This window comes from Bradyrhizobium sp. 613_E4_N2_2, assembly GCF_052075995.1.
Taxonomy (GTDB): domain Bacteria; phylum Pseudomonadota; class Alphaproteobacteria; order Rhizobiales; family Xanthobacteraceae; genus Bradyrhizobium; species Bradyrhizobium barranii.
In genome coordinates, this window is record NZ_CP197234.1 from 5,481,561 (window position 1) to 5,501,163 (window position 19,603).

The 19,603-nt window shown below is 65.1% G+C and carries 17 protein-coding genes and 1 pseudogene; 4 read left to right on the forward strand and 14 right to left on the reverse strand.

Annotated features, from left to right (window positions below):
• Positions 1–41 precede the first annotated feature (41 nt).
• Both AB7290_RS26570 and AB7290_RS26575 read left to right on the forward strand, forming a co-directional pair.
• Positions 42–1,319, forward strand: a complete 1,278-nt coding sequence (locus tag AB7290_RS26570; protein ID WP_063983968.1) for a beta-ketoacyl-ACP synthase — start codon at positions 42–44, stop codon at positions 1,317–1,319.
• Positions 1,320–1,327: 8 nt separating this feature from the next.
• Positions 1,328–2,260, forward strand: coding sequence for a lipid A biosynthesis lauroyl acyltransferase (locus tag AB7290_RS26575; RefSeq protein ID WP_085404821.1), 933 nt, complete (start codon positions 1,328–1,330; stop codon positions 2,258–2,260).
• Between the two features lie 226 nt (positions 2,261–2,486).
• Here AB7290_RS26575 and AB7290_RS26580 read toward each other — a convergent pair whose 3' ends face one another.
• The 9 genes from AB7290_RS26580 to AB7290_RS26620 form a co-directional block, all read right to left on the reverse strand.
• Positions 2,487–3,293 (reverse strand): outer membrane protein, encoded by an 807-nt coding sequence (locus AB7290_RS26580; RefSeq protein WP_085404822.1) that lies wholly within the window; start codon positions 3,291–3,293, stop codon positions 2,487–2,489.
• 293 nt (positions 3,294–3,586) lie between these two features.
• Positions 3,587–4,711, reverse strand: a complete 1,125-nt coding sequence (locus AB7290_RS26585; RefSeq protein WP_085404823.1) for a polyamine ABC transporter substrate-binding protein — start codon at positions 4,709–4,711, stop codon at positions 3,587–3,589.
• A 5-nt stretch (positions 4,712–4,716) separates the two neighbouring features.
• A complete protein-coding gene (locus AB7290_RS26590; RefSeq protein WP_085404935.1) occupies positions 4,717–5,898 on the reverse strand; it encodes an aminotransferase in 1,182 nt (393 codons plus the stop codon).
• 7 nt (positions 5,899–5,905) lie between these two features.
• Positions 5,906–6,232: a rhodanese-like domain-containing protein gene (locus AB7290_RS26595; RefSeq protein ID WP_085404936.1), complete on the reverse strand. Its 327-nt coding sequence runs from the start codon at positions 6,230–6,232 to the stop codon at positions 5,906–5,908.
• Between the two features lie 158 nt (positions 6,233–6,390).
• Positions 6,391–8,319 carry a potassium transporter Kup gene (locus AB7290_RS26600; RefSeq protein WP_028146684.1) on the reverse strand — a complete coding sequence of 643 codons (1,929 nt, stop codon included), beginning with the start codon at positions 8,317–8,319 and terminating at the stop codon, positions 6,391–6,393.
• A gap of 140 nt (positions 8,320–8,459) precedes the next feature.
• Positions 8,460–10,358, reverse strand: coding sequence for a potassium transporter Kup (locus AB7290_RS26605; RefSeq protein WP_085404824.1), 1,899 nt, complete (start codon positions 10,356–10,358; stop codon positions 8,460–8,462).
• 273 nt (positions 10,359–10,631) lie between these two features.
• Positions 10,632–11,462, reverse strand: a complete 831-nt coding sequence (locus AB7290_RS26610) for an OmpA/MotB family protein (RefSeq protein WP_014496126.1) — start codon at positions 11,460–11,462, stop codon at positions 10,632–10,634.
• 24 nt (positions 11,463–11,486) lie between these two features.
• Positions 11,487–12,260: a motility protein A gene (locus tag AB7290_RS26615; protein ID WP_028146686.1), complete on the reverse strand. Its 774-nt coding sequence runs from the start codon at positions 12,258–12,260 to the stop codon at positions 11,487–11,489.
• A gap of 226 nt (positions 12,261–12,486) precedes the next feature.
• Positions 12,487–13,311 carry an SDR family NAD(P)-dependent oxidoreductase gene (locus tag AB7290_RS26620; RefSeq protein WP_085404825.1) on the reverse strand — a complete coding sequence of 275 codons (825 nt, stop codon included), beginning with the start codon at positions 13,309–13,311 and terminating at the stop codon, positions 12,487–12,489.
• Between the two features lie 100 nt (positions 13,312–13,411).
• Between AB7290_RS26620 and AB7290_RS26625 the strand changes: the two genes are divergently transcribed.
• Complete coding sequence (locus AB7290_RS26625; protein ID WP_085404826.1) at positions 13,412–13,705, forward strand: hypothetical protein; 294 nt, start codon at positions 13,412–13,414, stop codon at positions 13,703–13,705.
• Positions 13,706–13,721: 16 nt separating this feature from the next.
• Here the strand turns inward: AB7290_RS26625 and AB7290_RS26630 are convergent, their stop codons facing one another.
• The 4 genes and pseudogenes from AB7290_RS26630 to AB7290_RS26645 all read right to left on the reverse strand — a co-directional run bounded on the left by AB7290_RS26630 (position 13,722) and on the right by AB7290_RS26645 (position 18,375).
• Entirely contained in the window at positions 13,722–14,441 is a 720-nt protein-coding gene (locus AB7290_RS26630; protein WP_085404827.1) for an RraA family protein, read from the reverse strand.
• Between the two features lie 222 nt (positions 14,442–14,663).
• Positions 14,664–15,545, reverse strand: a complete 882-nt coding sequence (locus tag AB7290_RS26635; protein ID WP_028146689.1) for a CDP-alcohol phosphatidyltransferase family protein — start codon at positions 15,543–15,545, stop codon at positions 14,664–14,666.
• Positions 15,546–15,631: 86 nt separating this feature from the next.
• Positions 15,632–16,342, reverse strand: a pseudogene (locus AB7290_RS26640) (phosphatidylserine decarboxylase); the annotation flags it as partial.
• Between the two features lie 74 nt (positions 16,343–16,416).
• Positions 16,417–18,375, reverse strand: coding sequence for an ABCB family ABC transporter ATP-binding protein/permease (locus AB7290_RS26645; RefSeq protein ID WP_085404828.1), 1,959 nt, complete (start codon positions 18,373–18,375; stop codon positions 16,417–16,419).
• Positions 18,376–18,576: 201 nt separating this feature from the next.
• Here AB7290_RS26645 and AB7290_RS26650 point away from each other — a divergent pair, with 201 nt between their 5' ends.
• The gene (locus tag AB7290_RS26650; RefSeq protein WP_071915130.1) at positions 18,577–19,182 is read left to right on the forward strand and encodes a TIGR00730 family Rossman fold protein; all 606 of its coding nucleotides are present in this window, start codon (positions 18,577–18,579) and stop codon (positions 19,180–19,182) included.
• 4 nt (positions 19,183–19,186) lie between these two features.
• Here AB7290_RS26650 and AB7290_RS26655 read toward each other — a convergent pair whose 3' ends face one another.
• Positions 19,187–19,564: a VOC family protein gene (locus AB7290_RS26655; protein ID WP_085404829.1), complete on the reverse strand. Its 378-nt coding sequence runs from the start codon at positions 19,562–19,564 to the stop codon at positions 19,187–19,189.
• Between the last annotated feature and the right edge of the window lie 39 nt (positions 19,565–19,603).

Consider the following 19,603-nt stretch of genomic DNA (forward strand, 5'->3'; position numbering starts at 1 on the left):
TCGCGCTTTGGCGGATGCTCTAGCTCAATCGGGGGATCGACATGACTGCACCACGCGACAAACTCGGGCGTCCCGTCGTCGTCGTCACCGGCATGGGCATCATGACCTCGCTCGGCAACGGCAAGGCCGACAATTGGGCGAAGCTCGTGGCCGGCGAATCCGGCATCCGCACCATCACGCGCTTTCCGGTCGACGGCCTGAGGACGACGATGGCCGGCACGGTCGATTTCGTCAGCGTCGATCCGTTCTCCTCCACCGGCCTGTCCGAGCGGATGGCTGAGCTCGTCACGCAGGAAGCGCTCGCGCAGGCCGGCATCGGCGCCAAGGCCGATTTCCCCGGTCCGCTCTTCCTTGCGGTTGCACCGGTCGAAGTCGAGTGGCCGCAGCGCCGTGAGCTCGGCCGTGCCGTCGGCGCGCAGGATATCACCTATGACGATCTGCTGCGCATCTCCGGCGGCGGCAAGTACAGCGCCTATCACCACCGCTTCATGTTCGGCTCGGTAGCAGCTTATCTCGCCGAGACCTTCGGCACCAAGGGCTCGCCGATCTCGCTGTCGACGGCCTGCGCCTCGGGCGCGACCTCGATCCAGCTCGGCGTCGAGGCGATCCGCCGCGGCGAGACCGATGCCGCGCTGTGCGTGGCAACCGACGGCACCGTGAACCCCGAAGCTCTCGTGCGGTTCTCGCTGCTCTCGGCGCTGTCGACCCAGAACGATCCGCCGCAGGCGGCCTCCCGCCCCTTCTCCAAGAACCGCGACGGTTTTGTCATGGCCGAAGGCGCCGGCGCCCTCGTGCTGGAAAGCTACGAAGCAGCGACCGCGCGCGGCGCAAAAATCCTCGGCGTGATCGCCGGCTGCGGCGAGCTCACCGATTCCTTCCACCGCACCCGCTCTTCGCCTGATGGCAAGCCGATCATCGGCTGCATGAACAAGACGCTGGCCGATGCCGGCATGACGCCGGACCAGATCGACCACATCAACGCGCACGGCACCGCGACGCCCGAGAACGACAAGATGGAGTTCAACACGACATCGGCCGTGTTCGGCGATCTCGCGCAGAAGATCCCGGTGACCTCCAACAAGTCGATGGTCGGCCACACCATCTCGGCCGCGGGCGCGGTCGAAGCGATCTTCTCGCTGCTCACCCTCGAGCATCAGCGCATTCCGCCGACGATCAACTACGACAATCCGGATCCCACGATCCTGTTCGACGTCGTCGGCAACAAGGCGCGCGATGCCCGCGTCACCGCGGTCATGTCGAACTCGTTCGGCTTCGGCGGCCAGAACGCCTCGCTGATCCTGACCCGCGAACCGGCCTGACCGGACGCATGGCGCTGTTACCTGCGAGCATCAAGGCCCGCGCGCGGGAGGCTGCCAAGTCGCTCGGCGGAAGCCTGATCGGGGCCACCACCGTCGGCATGCTGCGCACCACGCGCTATTTCGATCCGGCCAAGACCTCGGACTTCTTCTCCCGCGTGGTGAAGACGATCGGCCCGCGCCTGCGCGAGCACCGCATCGGCCGCGCCAACCTCACCGCGGCATTTCCGGAGAAGTCGCCGGAAGAAATCGAAACCATCCTGATGGGCGTGTGGGACAATCTCGGCCGCGTCGGTGCCGAATTCGCCCATATGGACCAAGTCTGGGATTACGACCGCGATCATCCGGAAAAGAGCCGGATCGAACTGCCCCAGCGCAGCATCGAGCTGTTCGACCAGATCCGCGACGACGGCAAGCCAGCGCTGATCTTTGCAGCCCATCTCGCCAACTGGGAACTGCCGGCGCTCGCCGCCGTCGCGCATGGGCTGGACACTGCGATCCTCTATCGCCGGCCGAACATCGCCTCTGCCGACCGCATCATCCAGGAGATGCGCCAGGTCAACATGGGCACGCTGATCCCCGCGGGGCGCGATGCGCCGCTGCGGCTCGCGCAGGCGCTGAAGGACGGCAAGCACGTCGCCATGCTGATCGACCAGTACCTGACCGGCGGCGTCGAGGTCACCTTCTTCGGCCGCAAGACCCGCGCCAACCCGATGCTGGCCCGCCTGCTCCGCCAGGTCGAATGCCCGATCCACGGCGTCCGCATCATCCGCCTGCCCGGCAACCGTTTCCGCGGCGAGCTGACCGAGGAGATCAAGCCGGTGCGCGACGCCGACGGCAAGATCGACATCCAGGGCACGACGCAGGCGATCACGAGCGTGGTGGAAAGCTGGGTGCGCGAGCATCCCGAGCAGTGGCTGTGGCTGCACAGAAGGTGGCGGTAGCGAGCCGTCAAACGGCTATCGCGGTTACCTATTCCTCATCCTGAGGAGCGCGGAACGCGCGTCTTGAAGGATGACGGCCCGGCCGGTGGCCTCGCCCTTCGAGACGCGCGCGAAGAGCGCGCTCCTCAGGGTGAGGGTCTGGCCTTCTCTCTGCCGAAAGACTTCGTCCCAAACAAAAAGGCCCCGGCGCATGACCGGGGCCTTCGCGTTCAAGCTCTCGAACCGTTCAGTACTTCGCGACCACCGGTCCACCGAACGTGTAGTTCACGCGCACCGTGCCGATGTCGATGTCCTGGCTGATGCGGTGGGTGCTTGGCGGCGCGGCGAAGGGGGCAATGGTGTTCGTGGTCACGTCCCGGCTGCCCATGAACAGATGATCGTATTCGACAGCGACAGACCAGCCCGGCGCGAAGCCGAACTCGATTCCCGCTCCCACGGTCCCTCCCCAACGCGTCTCGGAGCCGACGGCACCGGTCTGGCCGGCGACGACGGCGAAGAACGGCGCGAGAGCGGCCGCGCCGGCCGGCGTCACCGTGAGCGAGTATTTGTCGTGAACGACGGCCGCACCGCCCTTGGCATAGAGCAGCACGTTGTTGAAGGCGTATCCGACCTGCCCCGTGAACAGGCCGAAGGCGTCGACCTTGGTGACGTCGTTGAGGAGAGAGGTGGTACCAAAGACGGCATACTGGCTCGCGTTGCTGCCCCTAAAATCGGCCCAGTTGCCCTGCGCCTCCAGGCCGAACACCCAGTTGGTCGCCTGCCAGCGATAGCCGATCTGTCCACCGACGGTGGCGCCTGTCGCGTTGTGGCACCCCTCGGGAACTGACGGCACGATCGGGAAGCCGGAATCGTTGAAGATGTCCCAGCAAGTGTGCGCAGAACCGCCGCCACCGTTGATACCGAGATAGAGACCGCCCCAATTGTAGACCGGCACCACGACAGGAGCCTTGGTGTAACGCGGGGCCATGTCAGCCGCCGACGCAGCGGTGACGAACAGCAACGAGCCAGCCGCAGCCAGAACAACTTTCTTCATTGGGGCAATTCCTATGAGCGAATATATTCCGGTTCCATACACCGGAACCGCGCCGGACGCTGTCACCCCAAGGACACATCCGGATACCATCGCAACGACTTCAGGTTGTGTGCGCGATCTGAGAAGGCCGGCAACGGATCAGCGCCGCGCGCGCTGCTTCAGGTCATTGCGTCCGCGCGTCAAAGGCGTCATCGCGACTTAAGCACCGCCACCGCCGGCGACCCGCAGGTGACGCTTCTACTGTGCATGGGGTTGTTTTGCAGATTTTGGCTTCCGGGCGGTTCCCAGAGCGACTACCGCCCCGTCTTCACCTTGGTCCAGAGCCGGTTGATGATCCGCTGTGTCGCCGGCTCGCGCGCCGTGATGACGAACAGTTTTGCCAGCGTCGCCTCGTCCGGATAGATGTTCTTGTCGTTCAGGATCTTCGGATCGACCAGCTTCTGGCTGGCGAGGTTGCCGTTGGCGTAGGACAGGAAGTCCGAATTCTTGGCGGCGACATCAGGACGGTAGAGATAGTTGATCAGCTCGTAGGCTTCCTTGACGTTCTTGGCGTCCGCGGGGATCGCGAGATTGTCGAAGAACATCTGCGCGCCCTCCTTCGGGATGGCGTAGCCGATCTCGATGCCGCTGCTATCGTCCTTCTTGGCCTCCCCCGCGCGGGCGCGGGCCTGCATGATGTCGCCGGACCAGCCGACCACGAAGCAGATCTCGCCGGTGGCGAGTGCGCTGAGATATTCGGACGAGTGAAACTTGCGCACGGACGGTCGGACCTTGGCGACGATTTCGGCGGCCTTCTCGAGGTCGGCCTGCTTGGTCGAGTTCGGATCGAGCCCGAGATAGTTCAGCGCCGCCGGGAAGATGTCGTCGGCGGAGTCGAGCATGTGGACACCGCAATCTCTGAACTTCGCCAAATTTTCCGGCTTGAAGACGATGTCCCAGCTGTCGATCTTGGCGTCGGGCCCGAGGATTTGCTTCACCTTGGCGACGTTGTAGCCGATGCCCGTCGTGCCCCACATGAAGTTGGCGGCGTAGACATTGCCGGGGTCGTAAATGCCAAGGCGCTCGGTCACCACCGGCCAGGCATTGGAGAGGTTCGGCAGCTTCGACTTGTCGAGCTTCTGGAAGATGTTGGCCTTGATCTGGCGCTGGAGGAAATAGGCCGTGGGCACCACGACGTCGTAGCCGGACTTGCCGGCCATCAGGCGCGTCTCCAGCGTCTCGTTGGCATCAAACGTGTCGTAGACCACCTTGATGCCGGTCTCCTTGGTGAAGGCATCAAGGACGTCAGGCGCCATGTAGTTGGACCAGTTGTAGAAGTTGACGACCCGCTCCTCGGCCCCTGCGGGGGCGGAAAGCAACGTCAGCGCCGCGGCGATTGCAAAACCAAGGCAACGCCCGGAGCGGCCGACGTTCGTCATCTTTCCTACCTCTTGCGCCCGCGCACCGCGTCCGACAGCCGCTCCAGCGCGGTGTCGAGCGTCTCGTCCTTCTTGGCAAAGCAGAAGCGCACCACGGAGGTCACCGCATCTTGCTCGTAGAAGGCCGACACCGGGATCGCCGCGACCTTGTAATCCTTCACGATCCGCCAGCAGAACTCGGTATCGCTCTCGTTGAGCCCGAGCGGCGACAGGTCGACGGTGAGGAAGTAGGTGCCCTGCGACTTCAGCACGGGGAAGCCGAGGCTCTCCAGTCCCTTGGTCAGGCGGTCCCTGCTTCGCGTCAGGTCCTTCCGCATCGACAGGAAGTAGTCGTCGGACTTGCCGAGCCCATAGGCGACGGCGGTCTGGAGGTTCGGTGCGGTGGTGAAGGTCAGGAACTGGTGCACCTTGGCGGCCACCCGCAGCAGCGGCGGCGCGGCGCAGACGAAGCCGATCTTCCAGCCAGTCAGCGAGAAGATCTTTCCGGCCGAGCCGACCTTGATGGTGCGATCGCGCATGCCGGGGATGGTGATCAGCGGGATGTGCTTGTGCTCGTCGAAGGTGACGTGCTCCCAGACCTCGTCGCAGATCGCGATGACGTCGAACTCCTGGCAGTAGCGGGCGAGCAGCTCGAGGTCCTCGCGCGGATAGACCACCGCGGACGGATTCAGGGGATTGTTGAAGAGCACCGCCTTGGTCTTTGAATTGAAGACGCTTTTCAGCATGTCCTCATTCAACCGCCAGTGCGGCGGCTCGAGGCGGACCAGGCGCGGAATGCCGCCTGCCTGGCGGATGATCGGCAGGTAAGAATCATAGACCGGCTGGAAGCAAACCACCTCGTCGCCGGGCTGGACCACCGCGAGGATCGCCGAGGTCAGCGCCTCGGTGCCGCCGGAGGTCACCATCACCTCGCTCATCGGATCGAGCTTGAGGCCGTGCCAGTGACCGTAATGAGTCGCGATCGCCTGGCGCAGCTCCGGCAGGCCCATCATCGAGGGGTACTGGTTGTAGCCGTTCAGCGAGGCATCGGCCGCGGCGCGGCGGATGTCCTCAGGCCCGGGATCATCAGGGAAGCCCTGGCCGAGATTGATGGCGTTGTTGTCGCGTGCGGCCTGCGACATCGCCTCGAAGATGGTGACGGGAAGGTCGGCAAAGACCTTGTTCAGCGAGGAGCTCTTGGTCGTCATCGCGAGGTCAGCCACCGACCTTGCTGGGAAGTCCCGCCGCCTTCCAGCCCAGCATGCCGCCGGCCAGATGCTTGTCATAAGGCAGACCCGCCGCCTGCGCCGCGAGCGAGGCCGTCACCGAGCGTTTCCCGGAGCGGCACGCGAACACGACCTCCTTTCCTTGCGGATCGGGGATCGCCTTGGGATCGAAGGTCGAGAGCGGCACGACGACGCCGTAGGGATAGGCCTCGGCGTCGACCTCGTTCGGCTCGCGCACGTCGACGAGGAGATAGCGCCCTTCCGCGACACCCCTGGAGACCTCGTCCGGGGTCAGATCCTGTACCTGGTTTGCCACATCATCCTCCAACGTCACGAGCCGCCTGCCGGGGCGATCCCGGCGGGCGGCAACCTCGCCTCTCGGCAGCCGAAAATCAAGCGCTACAAAGGCTTGAGCTGCATCCCGCAAGTTAAAGCTAAATCGCAGCGACTTGAAGTGCGGCTTTGAATCCCGCCTCAAATCGTGACCTGGGTACCGACCTCGACCACGCGGCCGGAGGGGATCTGGAAATAGTCGGTGGCGTCGTTGGCGGAGCGACTGAGCGAGATGAACAGCCGGTCCTGCCAGCGCGGCATGCCGGAATGGGCGGCGGGCTTGAGCGCCCTGCGCGACAGGAAGAACGAGGTCGACATGATGTCGAACTGCCAGCCGAGCTTGCGGGCGATCGCCAGCGCCTTCGGCACATTGGGCGATTCCATGAAGCCGAACTTCAGCGTCACCTTGGAGAAGGTCGGTGAGATCTGCTCCAGCCTCACCCGCTCGGCCGGATCGATCCGCGGTGTCTGCGCGGTCTCGATGGTGAGAATGACGTTCTTCTCATGCAGCACTTTGTAGTGTTTCAGACTATGCATCAGCGCGGTCGGGGCGCTGAGCGGGTCTGAGGTCAGGAACACCGCGGTGCCGGGCACGCGCTGCGGCGGCCGCTTCTCCAGCATCGCCACGAGATCCGCGAGCGGGAATTCGAGTTTGCGCGACTTCTCGAACAGCAGCCGGCTGCCGCGCCGCCACGTGTACATCAGGATGATCATGAGCGCGCCGAGCGCGAGCGGGACCCAGCCGCCCTCGAATACCTTGAGCAGGTTCGCGGCGAGGAAGGTCAGGTCGAGGAACAGGAACGGCACGATCAGGGCGGCGGCAGCGAACGGCGACCACTTCCAGACCTTCCAGATCACGACGAAACCCATCATCGCCGTGACCACCATGGTTCCGGTGACGGAGATGCCATAGGCCGACGCCAGCGCGCTGGAGGAACGGAACAGCAGCACCAGCAGCACCACCGCGACCAGCAGAAGCTGGTTGATGCGCGGGATGAAGATCTGGCCCGAATGGGCTTCAGAGGTATGGCGAATTTCGAAGCGCGGCAGCAACCCGAGCTGAATCGCCTGGCGCGTCAGCGAATAGGCACCGGTGATGACGGCCTGGCTCGCGATCACCGTGGCGGCAGTGGCGAGAACGACCATGCAGCCGCGGAAGAAGCCTTGCGGGAACAGCTGGAAGAACGGGCTCACGATCGCGCCGGGATCGCCGAGGACGAGAGCGCCCTGCCCCAGATAGTTCAGCGCCAGCGACGGCAGCACGATGAACAGCCAGGCGGTCTGGATCGGCCGCTTGCCGAAATGGCCGAGGTCGGCATAGAGCGCCTCGGCACCGGTGACCGCCAGGAACACGGCGCCCAGCGTCACGAAGCCGATGATGCCGTGGTGGAACATGAAGGACACGGCGTAGAGCGGGTTCAGCGCGAACAGCACCTGCGGCTGCTCGATGATCGGGTGGATTGCCGCGATCGCGATCACCGCGAACCAGACGCACATCACCGGACCGAAGAACGCGGCGACGCGGGCGGTACCACGCGACTGCACGGCGAACAGGCCGACCAGGATGATCACGGTCAACGGAACGATGTAGGGCTCGAAGTGCAGGGTGACGTCCTTCATGCCTTCGATGGCCGACAGCACCGAAAGCGCCGGCGTGATCACGGCGTCGCCGTAGAACAGGGCGCCGGAAATGATGCCGAGCAGGACGATGGTCGCCCCGCCGGTGCCGACCGCGCGCTGGGCCAGCGCCATCAGCGCCAGCGTGCCGCCCTCGCCATTGTTGTCGGCACGGAGCAGGATCACGACGTATTTGAGCGTCACCACGACGATGAGCGCCCACAGGATCAGCGAGAGCACGCCGAGCACGGCCGCCGGCGTCGGCACCCCCTCCGCGCCCGAGGCCGCCATCACCGCCTCGCGGAACGCGTAGAGCGGGCTGGTGCCGATATCGCCGTAGACGACGCCGATGCTGCCGAGCGTCAGCGCACCGAAACGGGCGGTCGTGTGGGCTTCGCCATGCCCATTGGCCGCCGCCGTTTCCGGGGCGGAAATCGCTACGTCACTTGTCATGGGAGAGCCCAGTGGCCTCTAGAATGCTTCACTGCACAACGGCGGAAGAGCGCGCGGCTTATAGTCCTGCGCTGCCGGCATAGCCTAGCCCGATTTTGGGCCCTTGCCATGCGAAATTTGCATGACTTGGCCAATTGCGTTCAGATGGTGACTTGGGTGCCGACTTCAACCACCCGCCCGGTCGGAATCTGGAAATAGTCGGTGGCGTCGTTGGCGGACCGGCTCAGCGCGATGAAGAGATGGTCCTGCCACAGCGGCATGCCCGACTGCGCCGAGGCCTTGAGCGACCTTCGCGACACGAAGAACGAGGTCGACATGATGTCGAACTGCCAGCCCTGCTTGCGGGCGATCGCCAGCGCTTTCGGCACGTTCGGCTGCTCCATGTAGCCGAAGCGCAGCCTGACCTTGGAGAACTTGTCGCTGATCTTCTCCATGCGGAACCGCTCGGACAGCTCGACCCGCGGCGTGTGCGCGGTCTCGATGGTCAGGACCACGTTGTGCTCGTGCAGCACCTTGTTGTGCTTGAGATTATGCAGCAGCGCGGTCGGCACGAAGGCGGGATCGCTGGTGAGGAACACCGCGGTGCCCTTGACGATGTGCGGCGGGCGTTTTTCGAGGCTGCGGATCAGGTCGTCGAGCGGCACCTCGATCCGGCGCGTCTTCTGGAGCAGGATGCCGGTCCCCTTGCGCCAGGTCCAGATCGTCCCGGCCATGACCGCGCCGAACAGCAGCGGCACCCAGGCGCCCTCGAGCAGCTTGAGCAGATTGGCGCTGAAGAAGCTGATGTCGACGACGACGAAGGGCACGATCACCGCCGCAGCCGTCGCAGCGCGCCAGTTCCACAGTTTCCAGATCACGACGAAGCCCATGACGCCGTCGGCGACCATGGTGGTGGAGACCGCGATGCCGTAGGCCGAAGCCAGATTGCTGGGGGTGTGGAACAACAGCACCAGCAGCATCACGCCGATCAGCAGCAGCCGGTTCACACGCGGCAGATAGATCTGGCCGGCATGGGTCTCGGAGGTGTAGCGCACCTCGAAGCGCGGCAGGAGGCCAAGCTGCACCGCCTGATAGACCAGCGAATAGGCGCCGGTGATCACGGCCTGGCTCGCGATCACGGTCGCCGCGGTCGCAAGTCCAACCAGCGGCAGCACCAGACTCTCCGGCACCATGCGATAGAACGAATGCTCGATCGCGCTGGGATCGGACAGCACCAGCGCGCCCTGCCCGAAATAGTTGATCAGGAGCGCGGGCAGCACGAAGAACATCCAGGCCGACTGGATCGGCTTGCGGCCGAAATGGCCGAGATCGGCGTAGAGCGCCTCGCCGCCCGTCACCGCCAGGAACACGGCGCCGAGCGTCACCAGGCCGATCGTGCCGTGCGACAGCAGGAATTGCAGCGCGTAATAGGGATTGATGGCCGCCAGCACCGACGGATCGTCGGCGATGTGCACGGCGCCCATCACCGCAAGAACGGTGAACCAGATCACCATCACCGGCCCGAAGGCCGAGGCCACCAGCGCCGTCCCCTTGCTCTGGACCGCGAACAGCAACACCAGGATGATGACGGTGAGCGGTACGACATAGTGGTCGAAGGCGGGGGTCACGAGCTTCAGACCCTCGACCGCCGACAGCACCGAGATGGCCGGCGTGATCATGGAATCGCCGATGAACATGGAGGCGCCGACCACGCCGAGCGCCATCAGAAACCAGCTTCGCCGCCCGAGCGCGCGCTGGCCGAGTGCCATCAGCGAGAGCGTGCCGCCCTCCCCGTTATTGTCGGCGCGCAGCAGGAGCAGGACGTATTTGGCGGTGACGACGATAAAGAGCGCCCAGAGAATCAGCGAGAGCACGCCGAGCACCATGACCCGCGAGACCGGCTCGCCATGGGCCGCGCCCCTGACCGCCTCGTGGAATGCGTACAGCGGCGAGGTGCCGATATCGCCGAAGACAACACCGATGCTTCCGAGCGTCAGGCCCCAGAAACCCGAGGTGACCGGCCCGTCCTGAGCGTCGGTCGATGTGATGCTCGCCGTCATGTGAGATGAGAAACGCTTCTTCCCGAGAATTGATCCGGCGCCTTTTGACCGTTCCGGCGCGCCTGTCAATCGGCACACCACCATAGCAGCCGCCGGGGCGGATGCTGTGACGGCGCAGCAACGATCGTTGTTAGCGCGACGACATGCCTCAGGTAAGATGGTAGCGCAAGTGCCTGGAGCCGTCCGCTCCGCGGGAAGCGGAGCGGGCCTCGAGATTCCGGGTTCGATGCGTTTTCTTCACGCAAAGCCGGCGGCTGCTTCGCGCGACACGCTCTACGGCTTCAAATTCGGCGGCAGCGGCGGATCCTCGCGCATCAGCGTGATCGTCACCCGCCGGTTGGCCGCGAGCGAGGGATCGTCCGGAAACAGCGGCTGGGTGTCCGCCTTGCCGGCGACGGCGAAGATGTGGGACGGCGGCAGGCCCTCGCGTTCGAGGATCTGACGCACGGCGTTGGCGCGATCGGCCGACAGGTCGAAGGCGCCATAGTCGCTGCGGGTCGGCACGAATCCGGCCGCGGTGTGGCCGGCGATGGAGACACGGAGCGGCGTGGCCTTCAGCGGGATCGCGAGCTTCTCGATCAGGCGGCGGGTGCGGTCATACGGCACCTTGGAGCCGTCGGCGAACATCGAGCGGCCATCCTGATCGACGATCTCCAGGTTGAGCCCCTGCTTGGTCTCCTCGAACATGATGTGCTTGGACATCTCGGTCAGTTCCGGCATGTCCTGCAACGCCTGGCGCAGCGAGGCCGCGGCGAGCGCAAAGTTGCGGTCGACCTTGATCTTCGCGCCCGACGTGCGGTCGCGGTCCTCCTGATCCGGCGTCGGCGTGTTGGAGGCGTCCTCGGGCTGGATGTGGTCGACGTTCTTCAGCCGCGGGCGGGTCGGCAGGCCGTCGGACTCGACGATACCGGCGTAGCGCGCTTCGCTCTGCACGCCGAATGCGTCGCGCATGGAGCCGGCGACGATCTTCAGCTTGTTGGCGTCCTGCGTCGAGAACGCGACGAGCATCACGAAGAAGCTCATCATCAGGCCCATCAGGTCGGCGAAGGTCACGAACCAGCCGTGACCGCCACCGTGAGCATCGCCGCGCTTCTTCTTGGCCATCTCTCGAGATCCCGGGCGGCGGCTTTACGCCGGCACCGGCTCGCCCTCAGCGTGACGATGCTTCTCCGGCAGATAGGCCAGCAGCATTTCGCGCACGAGCGTCGGGCTCTTGGAGTCGCGGATCATCAAGATGCCGTCGATGATCAGCGTGCGGTTGGTTTCCTCGTCGAGCAGCTTGCCGTGCAGCTTGTCGGCGATCGGCAGACAGAACAGGTTCGCGACGAGCGCACCGTACAGGGTTGCGAGCAGCGCGGTCGCCATGAACGGGCCGAGCTTGGAGGGATCGGTCATGTTCGCGAACATCTGCACCATGCCGATCAGGGTGCCGATCATGCCGAAGGCCGGGGCGCAATCGCCGATGGCGCGGTAGATCTTGCTGCCTTCGTCGAGGTGCATGAGGAAGTTGTCGCGGTCGCGCTCGAGATTGTCGCGGATGAAGTCGAGGTCGTAGCCGTCGGCGACGTAGCGGATGCCCTTGGCCAGGAACGGCTCGTCGGTCTCGACCTTTTCGAGGCCGACCGGGCCCTGCTTGCGGGCGATCTCGGCGATGCGGGCGAGCTCGTCGACGAGGTCGTGCGCCGACAGGCGGCTCATGGTGAAAGCGAACTTGGCGCCGAGCGGAAGGCCGTGCAGGAGCGCGCTGAGCGGAAAGCGGATCATGGTGGCCGAGACCGAGCCGCCGAAGATGATGATCATGGCATGTTCGGAGATGAACATGTGGAGGTCGCCGCCCATGAAGATCATCGCCGTAATCACGATGATGCCCGCAATGAGCCCGACGCTCGTCATGATATCCATGGGACACTCCAACGCGAACGCAACAACGGCCGTCCTGGCCGCTGGCGCGGCCCAACCCCGAACCGCATCGGAAACCCTAGAGTGCCCCCCTTAAAGCCGCGTAAAGGTTAAGTTGAGCCGGGGCGCCAGACCGGCGCAGCGCGCTGACAGGGCGCCGGCTTTGCCCGCGACCGACGGGAATCTCAACACTTCGCTAACCATGATTGCGGGGCGCCAGGACGGCGGCTCAGGACGAAAGCCCGGTCAGCTCGAGGCTGAGTGCGCGCAGGAGCCTGCGTGCGCCGGCATCGTGGGCCTGCGGATTGGCGCGGGTCTCGTTCATGCCGTTGAAGAACAGTCCGCTCTTGCCGGCGACGTCGTCGCCTTCGACGAGGTGCAGGATCGCCGCACCGCCCTGCTCCACCGTCGAGATCGGCGTGATGCCGCCGGCACGCACCATCGTGGTGTTCATGTAGGTCGCCGGATGCAGCGCGTTGACGGTGATGCCCATGCGCTTCAACTCCTCCGCGAAATCGATGGTGAACATGATCTGCGCGAGCTTGCTCTGTGCGTAGGCGCGCGAGCCGCTGTAGCCCTTGCTGATCATGACGTCGTCGAAATCGATCGGATGCTGACCGAGGGAGGCAACATTGACGACGCGCGAAGGTGCTGCGGACGTCAACAGCGGCAGCAGCAAGTGCGCAAGCAGGAAGCCCGAGAGGTAATTCACCGCAAAGCGCAGTTCGTAGCCGTCGGGACTCACCTGCCGTTGCGGTCCGTCGTTCTGCGAGCCGATGCCGGCGTTGCTGACGAACACATCGAGACGCTGGTGATCGCGGATAACGGCCGCGGCGAGCTCTCGCGTGCCTGACATCGACGACAAGTCGGCCTGGTAGAATGTCGGCGCAGCGTGGCCCGCCTGCACGATCTGGTCGATCAGCGCTTTCGCGCGCACGGCATCGCGGCCATGGATCAGGACCCTCGCACCTGCTTCGGCCAGCCGGCGCGCGACGTGACGGCCGACGCCGTCCGTCGAACCGGTGATCAGGACGGTTTTGCCAGTCATCTTCATTGTGCGTCCTCCGACTGCGGCCCTGCGCCACATCCGCGACGAGAGATCATGCAGTATTCTATCGCCGGGCGGCATGCTCCATCGCAGGAGCCGTTTTGCCATGTTGACGCTGTTCGGTCTTCTCACCGCGCTGCCCGCGGTACTGGCGCTCCACCTGCTCGAGCCAGGGCTCGTCCTGCCGGCGTTCAGCGTCTTGCTGTTTGTCGAGGCGGGCTTTGCCGTGATCGCAGCGCGCTTGATTCATGTCCCAGATAACGCCGAAAACATCACCCTCTGGGATCTCGCCGGCGGCTTCACCCTGATCGGATGCGCCGCCGCAGTCTTCGGCGAGCCGGATCAGGCCGCCCTGTTTCTGACGGAACAGGGCGGCCCACGGCCGGCAACGCGGCCCTAAGTCGTTCGGTCGCCCGTTAGTGAATCTCCGCCGAGCGCTTCAGCGCGGCCTTCAGCTTCTCCAGCGAGAAGTCGGGGCTGCGCGCGATCTCCAGGATCGGCGTCTCGCGGCGGCCACAGAGTTCGGCAGCCTCGGGAAGCTTTGCGGCGATGTCGAGCGGGATCACGATGGCGCCGTGCTGGTCGGCATGGATCAGATCGTCGGACTTCACGGTCATACCGGCGACGCGAACCTCGCCACCAAAACTTTCCGCATGCACCCAAGCATGCGACGGGCCGATCGAGCCGGCCAGCGCCTGGAAGCCAGGGGCCCATTGCGGGATGTCGCGGATCGAGCCGTCGGTGATGACGCCGAGGCAGCCGAGCGCCTTGTGCACGTTGCTCTGCACCTCGCCCCAGAACGCGCCGTAGCCGACGTCGGGACCGTCAATGTCCTGGATCACCGAGATGCGCGGACCGTGGCCGGTGCCGACATATTCGTAATATTCGATGCGGCGCCTGGACTGCTCTTCGGCCGGCAGCGAGGACTTCAGCACCGAGCGGATCGCAACCGTGCGGGCATAGCCAACGATCGGCGGCAGGTCGGGAAATGGGCAGACCAGTTGCTTGGTGGTGTAGCCGATCAACCGGCGCTCGGGCGCCACGATCTCCATGGCATTGCAGATCGTCGGGGTGTCATAGCGGCCCAGCGCTTCGAGGACGGCAGCGGGCAGCGGCCCGGTCGCGGTATCAGTCACGGCGTTCTCTCCCAGATTGGCGGCCGCTGTTGGCGCGGTGCCGCCGGCACAGGGCGATATAGCCGAGATCGGGCTTCAACCCAACTCGGCCGCCTTCATGGCAGATATCCGCGAAAACCGCTCAGTGCATGATCCGGAAAAGTGCGCAGCGGTTTTCCGAAAAGATCATGCTCAAACAACGACCTAAAGCGCGATGACGATTCAGCCAAATCTCATCGCGCTTTAGTGCAGCCGTCCGGGCCGGTCGTCGTCGAGCGGCGGCTCCGACAAATTGGCCAGCGTCGGCGCCGAAGGCGGCGACGGGACCTCGCCTCCCGACGGCGCGGTGGCCGCCATCGCGCGCGCCTGGTCGCGGTAGGATTTGTAGCCGAGCGGCAAACCGAGCAGATACAGCACCGTGCCGATCGACAGCACGTGCCAGGGATAGGCGATCAGGATAGCGATGAAGACGATCACCGCGACGAACGCCGGCAGCACCAGCTCGGGCGGCACGCGCATGCGCTTGGTCTTGCCGGAGAATACCGGCAGGCGCGACACCATCAGGAAGGCGATCAAGAGCGTATAGGCCGCCGTCACCGCTGCGGGCAGCCGGCCGAGATCGAGAAACGCGACGTAGATCGGCAGCAGCACCGTGATCGCGCCGGCCGGCGCCGGCACACCGGTGAAGAAATTGGCGGCGAAGGCCGGTTTGTTCGGATCGTCCATGGTGGCGTTGAAGCGCGCGAGCCTCAAGCCCCCGGAGATCGCGAACACCATGGCGGCGATCCAGCCGGCATTGCCGAGCTCGTGCAACTGCCAGAAGTACAGCATCAGGCCGGGCGCGACGCCGAAATTGACGAAGTCGGCGAGGCTGTCGAGCTCGGCGCCGAACTTGGACTGGCCCTTGATCATGCGCGCGACGCGACCATCGATGCCGTCGAGCGCGGCCGCGAACACGATGGCGTAGACCGCGAGCGTCATCCGCCCCTCGATCGACAGCCGGATCGAGGTCAGGCCGGCGCAGATCGCCAGCAGCGTGATGACGTTGGGCACAAGCATCCGCACCGGAATCGGGCGGAACCGCCGGCGGCGGACGTCGGGATCCTTGAAGTCGTAGGGCGTCATGGCTCGTCCTTATCTCAATGCGAGATATAGCAAGCCCTGTTCCCCTCCGCCATTGCGGCGGAAGGCCCCTTTGGACCGACTATTGGTTAATTGGCGCGGTAGGCGCGGCTTGGGTCGTCCCCGGCAAGATCGGCCAAAATCGTCTCTCCGGCGATCGCGGTCTGCCCTTCCGACACCAGCGCCTTGGTACCCAGCGGCAGGTAGACGTCGAGGCGCGAGCCGAAGCGGATCAGGCCAAACCGCTCGCCCGCCCCGATCGCCTGCCCTTCCCTGACGAAGCAGACGATGCGCTTGGCGACGAGCCCCGCGATCTGGATCACGCCGATCCGCGCCGTCGGCGTCGTGATCACGAGCGAGTTGCGCTCATTGTCCTCGCTCGCCTTGTCGAGCTCGGCGTTGATGAACAGGCCCGGCCGGTAGGCGATGCGATCCACCCTGCCCGCGATCGGGCTGCGGTTCACGTGGCAGTTGAACACGCTCATGAACACCGAGATCCGCGGCAGCGGCCGGTCGCCGAGCCCGAGCTCGGCTGGCGGCAGCGCCATGGTGATCATCGAGACGCGGCCGTCGGCCGGCGACACCACGAGCCCCTCGCGCACCGGCGTCACGCGCACGGGGTCGCGGAAAAACAGCGCGCACCACACGGTCAGGATCGTGCCGATCCACCCGAGCGGCGACCACAACCAGAACAGGATCAGGCTTGCCAGCGCAAAGCCGCCAATGAAGGGATAGCCCTCCTTGTGGATCGGCGGGATCTGACGCTGGATCGAATCGAGGATGGACATCGCTATCTGCCGCCTGGGAGTTGATGGCGCCGGGTCGCCCCCGCGCGGTGGAGTTGTTTAGGCCAGAGTTGGGACCGGAGACAAGGTCACTCCGCGGCCGCTGATGTCGCGAGGGCGTCGTCGACCGGCGGCGGCTCCCGGTTGGGCGCCTCGCTGCTGTCGGCCATCTTGGCCAGTTTCTCCCGAGCCGCCTCGGCTTCACGCTGCCTGTTCCACATGCTGGCGTAAAGGCCGCCCTGCACGAGCAGCTTGGCGTGGGTGCCCCGCTCGGCGATCCGGCCCTGGTCCAGCACGATGATCTCGTCGGCGCCGACGATGGTGGACAGCCGGTGCGCGATCACCAGCGAGGTGCGGTTCTTCGACACGCGGTCGAGCGCGCCCTGGATCTCGTGCTCGGTGTGGGTGTCGAGCGCCGAGGTCGCCTCGTCCAGCACCAGGATCGGCGGCGCCTTGAGCACGGTGCGCGCGATGGCGACGCGCTGCTTCTCGCCGCCCGAGAGCTTCAGGCCGCGCTCGCCGACCTGGGTCTCGTAGCCCATCGGCGCCATGCGGATGAAATGATCGATCTGCGCCAGCCGCGCCGCCTCTTCGACCTCGGCATCATCGGCATCCCAGCGGCCGTAGCGGATGTTGTAGCGGATGGTATCGTTGAACAGCACCGTATCCTGCGGCACCATGCCGATCGAGGCGCGCAAACTGGCCTGCGTGACCTCGCGGATGTCCTGGCCGTCGATCAGGATCTTGCCGCCGGAGACGTCGTAGAGACGGAACAACAGACGCGAGATGGTCGACTTGCCCGCACCGGACGGGCCGACGATCGCGACCGTCTTGCCGGCGGGCACCTCGAAGCTGATGCCCTTGAGGATCGGCCGCGTCGGCTCATAGGCAAAGCGCACGTCCTCGAAACGCATATTGCCGGCCGAGACCACCAGCGGCTTCGCGTCGGGCACGTCCTTGATCTCGGCCTCGCGGCCCAGCACGTTGAACATCTTCTCGATGTCGATGATCGCCTGCTTGATCTCGCGATAGACCATGCCCATGAAATTCAGCGGCTGGTAGAGCTGGATCATCATGGCATTGACCAGCACGAAATCGCCGACCGTGTTGGTGCCGTTGCGCACGCCGATCGCGCACATCAGCATGGTCGCGGTCAGCCCGAGCGTGAAGATCACGGCCTGGCCGGTGTTGAGCACCGCGAGCGAGGTATAGGCCTGGACGCTCGACTCCTCGTAGCGCGCGACCGAGCGGTCGTAGCGCTGCGCCTCGCGCGCCTCGGCGCTGAAATATTTCACCGTCTCGTAGTTGAGCAGCGAGTCGATCGCCTTGGTGTTCGCCTCGGTGTCGGAATCGTTCATCTTGCGGCGGATCCCGATCCGCCACTCGGTCGCGATGTAGGTGTAGTACATGTAGACCGCGACCGTGATCAGCGTCGCGACCACGTAGCGCCAGTCGAACTGCCACAGCAGCACCGCCAGCAGCAGCGTGACCTCGACGATGGTCGGGATCAGCTGCAGGATCACCATGCGCACGATGACCTCGATACCCTCGCGGCCGCGCTCGAGCACGCGCGTCAGGCCGCCGGTCTTGCGCTCGAGGTGAAAGCGCAGCGACAGCTCGTGCATGTGGATGAAGGTGATGGTGGCGAGCTTGCGCACCGCATGCATGGCGACGCGGGCGAAGATGCCGTCGCGCCATTGCGTCAGCACCGCCATCAGGATGCGCGTCACGCCATAGCTTGCGGTCAGCAGCAATGGCGAGGCGATCACCCAGAGGTGCCAGTTGTCGGCCGCGACCGGTGCGGTGTTGGCGCCGGTCAGCGCATCCGTCGCCCATTTGAAGCTGAACGGCACGGTCAGCGTGATCAGCTTGGCGGCGAGCAGCAGCACCATCGACCAGACCACCCGCATCTTCAGGTCGAAACGGTCGCCCGGCCAGATATAGGGCCACAGATGCGCCAGCGTGCCCATCAGCGTGGCCCGCTCCAGCGATCCCCCTGCGGGAGGAACGGGAACGTCTGCGCCGTCGAACGATTGAGGTTGGTCCATCAAGAAGCCTGAAAGCCCACCGGGTGCGGGCAGCGTTACGATTTGCGGTTTTCGCCCGTCATATAGAGCCTTCCCGATGCCAGCGCACCCCGCCAGATGGCGAATCTTTGATTGTTTGTCGCCATTTACCGGTAGATTTCCGGGTGATCCGAATCACCGATTGGGCTTGACGCCCCTGCGCTGCAATGCATCATGGCACCAATGAGCACGATCAAAACTGTCTGCGTCTATTGCGGCTCCGGCCCAGGAACCAATCCCAGCTTCACCGAAGGCGCCAAGGCGTTCGGCAAGGCTCTCGCCGAGAACAACGTCCGCCTGGTCTATGGCGGCGGCTCGCTCGGCCTGATGGGCTCGGTCGCGACCTCCGTGCTCGATCACGGCGGCACCGTCACCGGCATCATTCCTGAATTCCTCCGGAAGCGCGAGAACGCGCTGACCCGCGTGCAGGAGATGATCGTCACCCCCGACATGCACGAGCGCAAGCGGCTGATGTTCGAGCGCTCCGACGCCTTCGTGGCGCTGCCGGGCGGCGTTGGCACGCTCGAAGAGCTGGTGGAGCAGCTGACCTGGAAACAGCTCGGCCGTCACGCCAAGCCGGTGCTGCTAGCCAACATCGACAATTTCTGGGAGCCGCTGTTCTCGCTGCTGTCGCACATGCGCCAGACCGAGTTCATCCGCGCCGGCCTTTCGGTCGACATCCTCAAGGCCGATCGCGTCGAGGATATTCTGCCGAAGCTGAAAGCGGCAGCGGCACAGATCGCCGAATCTGAAACGCAGCTCGCCCCGGAAGTGGCGCGCAAGCTCTAGCGCCTTACTCCGCCGGAAACGTCACCGCCTCGATCCGGTTGCCATCGGGATCGGTCACGAAGGCCGCGTAGTAGCGCACGCGGTCATGCGGACGGATGCCTGGCGCGCCGTCGGACGCACCGCCGGCGGACAGCGCCGCGGCGTGAAACGCATCGACCTCGGCCGTCGTCTTCGCCCGCAGGCAGATGTGCACGCCGCTCTCCGGTGGGACGTGCGGCATACCCTCGCGCAGATTGATCCAGAACTCGGGATAGGCCTTGCCGAAGCCGATCGTCCGCGGCCGCGCGACGAGGCGCGTGAGGCCGAGCGCGGCGAGCGTGGTCTCGTAGAATTTTGCGGAGCGATCGAGATCGGTGACGCCGACGGAGATGTGGTCGATCATGCTTGGCCCCTCCTCACGTCCGCTGTCATCGCCCGGCTC

Bases quoted from the DNA above. Each gene is read 5' to 3' on its own strand.
- AB7290_RS26570 (WP_063983968.1), top strand. From the start codon at position 42: ATGACTGCACCACGCGACAAACTCGGGCGTCCCGTCGTCGTCGTCACC.
- AB7290_RS26575 (WP_085404821.1), top strand. From the start codon at position 1,328: ATGGCGCTGTTACCTGCGAGCATCAAGGCCCGCGCGCGGGAGGCTGCC.
- AB7290_RS26580 (WP_085404822.1), bottom strand. From the start codon at position 3,293: ATGAAGAAAGTTGTTCTGGCTGCGGCTGGCTCGTTGCTGTTCGTCACC.
- AB7290_RS26585 (WP_085404823.1), bottom strand. From the start codon at position 4,711: ATGACGAACGTCGGCCGCTCCGGGCGTTGCCTTGGTTTTGCAATCGCC.
- AB7290_RS26590 (WP_085404935.1), bottom strand. From the start codon at position 5,898: ATGACGACCAAGAGCTCCTCGCTGAACAAGGTCTTTGCCGACCTTCCC.
- AB7290_RS26600 (WP_028146684.1), bottom strand. From the start codon at position 8,319: ATGACAAGTGACGTAGCGATTTCCGCCCCGGAAACGGCGGCGGCCAAT.
- AB7290_RS26605 (WP_085404824.1), bottom strand. From the start codon at position 10,358: ATGACGGCGAGCATCACATCGACCGACGCTCAGGACGGGCCGGTCACC.
- AB7290_RS26610 (WP_014496126.1), bottom strand. From the start codon at position 11,462: ATGGCCAAGAAGAAGCGCGGCGATGCTCACGGTGGCGGTCACGGCTGG.
- AB7290_RS26615 (WP_028146686.1), bottom strand. From the start codon at position 12,260: ATGGATATCATGACGAGCGTCGGGCTCATTGCGGGCATCATCGTGATT.
- AB7290_RS26620 (WP_085404825.1), bottom strand. From the start codon at position 13,311: ATGAAGATGACTGGCAAAACCGTCCTGATCACCGGTTCGACGGACGGC.
- AB7290_RS26625 (WP_085404826.1), top strand. From the start codon at position 13,412: ATGTTGACGCTGTTCGGTCTTCTCACCGCGCTGCCCGCGGTACTGGCG.
- AB7290_RS26635 (WP_028146689.1), bottom strand. From the start codon at position 15,545: ATGACGCCCTACGACTTCAAGGATCCCGACGTCCGCCGCCGGCGGTTC.
- AB7290_RS26645 (WP_085404828.1), bottom strand. From the start codon at position 18,375: ATGGACCAACCTCAATCGTTCGACGGCGCAGACGTTCCCGTTCCTCCC.
- AB7290_RS26650 (WP_071915130.1), top strand. From the start codon at position 18,577: ATGAGCACGATCAAAACTGTCTGCGTCTATTGCGGCTCCGGCCCAGGA.
- AB7290_RS26655 (WP_085404829.1), bottom strand. From the start codon at position 19,564: ATGATCGACCACATCTCCGTCGGCGTCACCGATCTCGATCGCTCCGCA.